Genomic DNA, 5,574 nt, shown 5'->3' with positions numbered 1-5,574 from the left:
AAGTTAAGTCCGGCGGTGACCTACTCTCCCACACCCTCACGAGTGCAGTACCATCGGCGCAGTGGGCCTTAGCTTCCGGGTTCGGTATGGGACCGGGCGTTTCCCCCACGCTATGACCGCCGTAACAGCCTCGAAACAACACCAGGCATCCCAGCATCTGTCCCAAAAAATCATGTACCAAACCCCAGGCAGCCAGCCAACCGAACACCACACCCACCCAAACAGGCGAATATCATGAACAGCCAACCCCTACCAAAGGATCAGTGTGTTACAAGGTTGTTGTCTCGTAACCGTATAGTGAACGCGAGCATCATTGTCTTCAACGATTGCTTTACTGTGTGTTGTAAGTCATCGGCCTATTAGTACAGGTCAGCTACACAAGTCTTTAGTCCTTGCTTCCACATCCTGCCTATCAACCCAGTGGTCTAGCTGGGGGCCTCTCACACTCAAGGTGCATGGAAATCTCATCTCGAAGCAGGCTTCCCGCTTAGATGCTTTCAGCGGTTATCCCTTCCAAACGTAGCTAATCAGCGGTGCACTTGGCAGTACAACTGACACACCAGAGGTTTGTCCGTCCCGGTCCTCTCGTACTAAGGACAGCCCTTCTCAAATTTCCAACGCGCGCAGCGGATAGGGACCGAACTGTCTCACGACGTTCTAAACCCAGCTCGCGTACCGCTTTAATGGGCGAACAGCCCAACCCTTGGGACCTACTCCAGCCCCAGGATGCGACGAGCCGACATCGAGGTGCCAAACCATGCCGTCGATATGGACTCTTGGGCAAGATCAGCCTGTTATCCCCGAGGTACCTTTTATCCGTTGAGCGACGGCCCTTCCACGAGGTGCCGCCGGATCACTAGTCCCGACTTTCGTCCCTGCTCGAGCTGTCACTCTCACAGTCAAGCTCCCTTGTGCACTTACACTCGACACCTGATTGCCAACCAGGCTGAGGGAACCTTTGGGCGCCTCCGTTACATTTTAGGAGGCAACCGCCCCAGTTAAACTACCCATCAGGCACTGTCCCTGAACCAGATCATGGTCCGAAGTTAGGTGACCGGTACAGCCAGAGTGGTATTTCAACGATGACTCCACCCGAACTAGCGTCCGAGCTTCACAGTCTCCCACCTATCCTACACAAGCTGCACCGAACACCAATACCAAACTATAGTAAAGGTCTCGGGGTCTTTCCGTCCTGCTGCGCGTAACGAGCATCTTTACTCGTACTGCAATTTCGCCGAGTTCATGGTTGAGACAGCGGGGAAGTCGTTACTCCATTCGTGCAGGTCGGAACTTACCCGACAAGGAATTTCGCTACCTTAGGATGGTTATAGTTACCACCGCCGTTTACTGGGGCTTAAATTCTCAGCTTCGCAACAAGTTGCTAACCGGTCCTCTTAACCTTCCAGCACCGGGCAGGAGTCAGTCCGTATACATCGTCTTGCGACTTCGCACGGACCTGTGTTTTTAGTAAACAGTCGCTTCCCCCTGGTCTCTGCGGCCCACACCCGCAAAAGAAGAGCAAGTCTTCCTCACGGGGCAGGCCCCCCTTCTTCCGAAGTTACGGGGGCATTTTGCCGAGTTCCTTAACCATGATTCTCTCGATCGCCTTAGTATTCTCTACCTGATCACCTGTGTCGGTTTGGGGTACGGGCGACTAGAACCTCGCGCCGATGCTTTTCTAGGCAGCATAGGATCACCAAATCACCCACCAAAGTGGGTGCCTATCAGGTCTCAACCATAAATGAGAGACGGATTTGCCTATCTCTCGGCCTACACCCTTGGACCAGGTCAATTCCATTGCCTGGCTCGGCTACCTTCCTGCGTCACACCTGTTAATACGCTTACCTCACAAAATCGGTTCCCAGCACCTCACACAAAAGCAGCCCGAAGGCCACAACATCATGCTCAATGGTGGTTAGCATCAAAAGCTCAGTATGGGCGGTTCTTCGCCGGTACGGGAATATCAACCCGTTGTCCATCGACTACGCCTGTCGGCCTCGCCTTAGGTCCCGACTCACCCAGGGCAGATTAGCTTGACCCTGGAACCCTTGATCATTCGGCGGACGGGTTTCTCACCCGTCATTCGCTACTCATGCCTGCATTCTCACTCGTGTGGTCTCCACCGCTGGTTTACACCGCGACTTCACCGTCCACACGACGCTCCCCTACCCATCCAAACGCCCAATCGAAACCAGGCAAATATTTGAATGACGCAACTTCGGCGGTGTGCTTGAGCCCCGCTACATTATCGGCGCGGAATCACTTGACCAGTGAGCTATTACGCACTCTTTCAAGGGTGGCTGCTTCTAAGCCAACCTCCTGGTTGTCACAGCAACTCCACATCCTTTTCCACTTAGCACACGCTTAGGGGCCTTAGTTGGCGTTCTGGGCTGTTTCCCTCTCGACTATGAAGCTTATCCCCCACAGTCTCACTGCTACGCTCTCACTTACCGGCATTCGGAGTTTGGCTAACGTCAGTAACCTTGTAGGGCCCATTAGCTATCCAGTAGCTCTACCTCCGGTAAGAAACACGTAACGCTGCACCTAAATGCATTTCGGGGAGAACCAGCTATCACGAAGTTTGATTGGCCTTTCACCCCTACCCACAGCTCATCCCCTCCATTTTCAACTGAAGTGGGTTCGGTCCTCCACGCGCTCTTACACGCGCTTCAACCTGGCCATGGGTAGATCACTTCGCTTCGGGTCTAGACCGTGCCACTCAAACGCCCTATTCAGACTCGCTTTCGCTACGGCTTCCCCACACGGGTTAACCTCGCGACACAGCACTAACTCGCAGGCTCATTCTTCAAAAGGCACGCCATCACACCCCACAAGTGGGATGCTTTAACGGATTGTAAGCGCACGGTTTCAGGTACTATTTCACTCCCCTCCCGGGGTACTTTTCACCATTCCCTCACGGTACTGATTCACTATCGGTCATCAGGTAGTATTCAGGCTTACCAGGTGGTCCTGGCAGATTCACACAAGATTTCTCGAGCCCCGTGCTACTCGGGTACCCACACTAGAACGGCAGACACGCATTACACCTACGGGACTATCACCCTCTCTGGTCCGGCATTCCAACCGATTCACCTATACGCCTGCACCTCATCCCGCTAACCAGATAGGGTTAGCACATGTAGGCCCCACAACCCCGGTGATGCAACGCCTATCCGCTATCACACACCAACCGGTTTAGCCCCATCCGCGTTCGCTCGCCACTACTAACGGAATCACTATTGTTTTCTCTTCCTGCGGGTACTGAGATGTTTCACTTCCCCGCGTTCCCTCCACACAGCCTATACATTCAGCTGCAGGTCATACGGCATGACACCGTACGGGGTTTCCCCATTCGGAAATCCTGGTCTCAACGTCCGGTTATCGACTCCACCAGGCTTATCGCAGATTCCCACGTCCTTCATCGGCTCCTGATGCCAAGGCATCCACCGTGCGCCCTTAAAAACTTCAACACAAATCAAAGTCTCAGATTGAGCAATAAAACAATCAACAAAATCACAAAACAACCACACCAAAAACCCCAAAAGGCCTTGGACATGGTCATCTTATAAGATGCTCGCGTTCACTATACAGTTCCCAAACAACAACCCCACACCCCCACACCACCGACCAAAGACCCCACAAGGGAACCCAAAAAGACCAGCGCGCAAAGACACAGGACAAACACTGAAACACCAAACACCCACCCCCAAAGGGACAGGACGCTTGTTGCCTCAAAACCCAACAGCATGCCAAACCATACAAACCGCACAACACCCACACCCTCATTCCAACACCCCCAAAGGGACGCGTACTAAAAGAGCATGAACACCATGCAGCCATAGCCAATACCCCACACCAACCATAAAGTCGACGCGTTTTCCGGTACTGAGTTCATTGATATTCCACCCATGAGCAACCCGCCTGCCAACACTCGTGACAGAAACGGGCAACCAATAATTGGTTAGCTCCTTAGAAAGGAGGTGATCCAGCCGCACCTTCCGGTACGGCTACCTTGTTACGACTTAGTCCCAATCGCCAGTCCCACCTTCGACGACTCCCCCCACACAAGGTGGTTAGGCCATCGGCTTCGGGTGTTACCAACTTTCGTGACTTGACGGGCGGTGTGTACAAGGCCCGGGAACGTATTCACCGCAGCGTTGCTGATCTGCGATTACTAGCGACTCCGACTTCATGGGGTCGAGTTGCAGACCCCAATCCGAACTGAGACCGGCTTTTAGGGATTAGCTCCACCTCACAGTATCGCAACCCATTGTACCGGCCATTGTAGCATGCGTGAAGCCCAAGACATAAGGGGCATGATGATTTGACGTCATCCCCACCTTCCTCCGAGTTGACCCCGGCAGTCTCCCATGAGTCCCCACCTTTACGTGCTGGCAACATGGAACGAGGGTTGCGCTCGTTGCGGGACTTAACCCAACATCTCACGACACGAGCTGACGACAACCATGCACCACCTGTGAACCAGCCCCGAAGGGAAACCCCATCTCTGAGGCGGTCTGGAACATGTCAAGCCTTGGTAAGGTTCTTCGCGTTGCATCGAATTAATCCGCATGCTCCGCCGCTTGTGCGGGCCCCCGTCAATTCCTTTGAGTTTTAGCCTTGCGGCCGTACTCCCCAGGCGGGGCACTTAATGCGTTAGCTACGGCGCGGAAAACGTGGAATGTCCCCCACACCTAGTGCCCAACGTTTACGGCATGGACTACCAGGGTATCTAATCCTGTTCGCTCCCCATGCTTTCGCTCCTCAGCGTCAGTAGATGCCCAGAGACCTGCCTTCGCCATCGGTGTTCCTCCTGATATCTGCGCATTTCACCGCTACACCAGGAATTCCAGTCTCCCCTACATCACTCTAGTCTGCCCGTACCCACCGCAGATCCGAGGTTGAGCCTCGGACTTTCACGGCAGACGCGACAAACCGCCTACGAGCTCTTTACGCCCAATAAATCCGGATAACGCTTGCGCCCTACGTATTACCGCGGCTGCTGGCACGTAGTTAGCCGGCGCTTCTTCTGCAGGTACCGTCACTTTCGCTTCTTCCCTACTGAAAGAGGTTTACAACCCGAAGGCCGTCATCCCTCACGCGGCGTCGCTGCATCAGGCTTTCGCCCATTGTGCAATATTCCCCACTGCTGCCTCCCGTAGGAGTCTGGGCCGTGTCTCAGTCCCAGTGTGGCCGGTCACCCTCTCAGGCCGGCTACCCGTCGTCGCCTTGGTGAGCCATTACCTCACCAACAAGCTGATAGGCCGCGAGTCCATCCCCAACCGATAAATCTTTCCACCAAAAACCATGCGGTCAAAGGTCATATCCAGTATTAGACCCAGTTTCCCGGGCTTATCCCAGAGTCGGGGGCAGGTTACTCACGTGTTACTCACCCGTTCGCCACTAATCACCCCAGCAAGCTGGGGGTCATCGTTCGACTTGCATGTGTTAAGCACGCCGCCAGCGTTCATCCTGAGCCAGGATCAAACTCTCCATAAAAAAATAAAAAGCCATCAGCAACCCCTCGGAAAATAAGAGCGAAGCCAATGAAGTCCTGGCGAATAAAAACACTTG

The 5,574-nt window shown here is 54.0% G+C and carries 3 rRNA genes; all 3 read right to left on the bottom strand.

The window, feature by feature from the left end:
- Nucleotides 1–7 precede the first annotated feature (7 nt).
- A 5S ribosomal RNA gene (gene rrf / locus ACT3UA_RS18755) occupies nt 8–124 on the bottom strand.
- 214 nt (nt 125–338) lie between these two features.
- Nucleotides 339–3,470: ribosomal RNA gene (locus ACT3UA_RS18750) — 23S ribosomal RNA — on the bottom strand.
- Between the two features lie 503 nt (nt 3,471–3,973).
- Nucleotides 3,974–5,499 (bottom strand): 16S ribosomal RNA (locus tag ACT3UA_RS18745).
- The 16S, 23S and 5S rRNA genes sit together here, the layout of an rRNA operon.
- Nucleotides 5,500–5,574: the final 75 nt, after the last annotated feature.

It is taken from the genome of Glutamicibacter sp. 363 (assembly GCF_052379505.1).
Lineage (GTDB): Bacteria > Actinomycetota > Actinomycetes > Actinomycetales > Micrococcaceae > Glutamicibacter.
The sequence above is the reverse complement of the archived record's forward strand: the minus strand, read 5'-3'. Positions and strand labels throughout refer to the sequence as shown.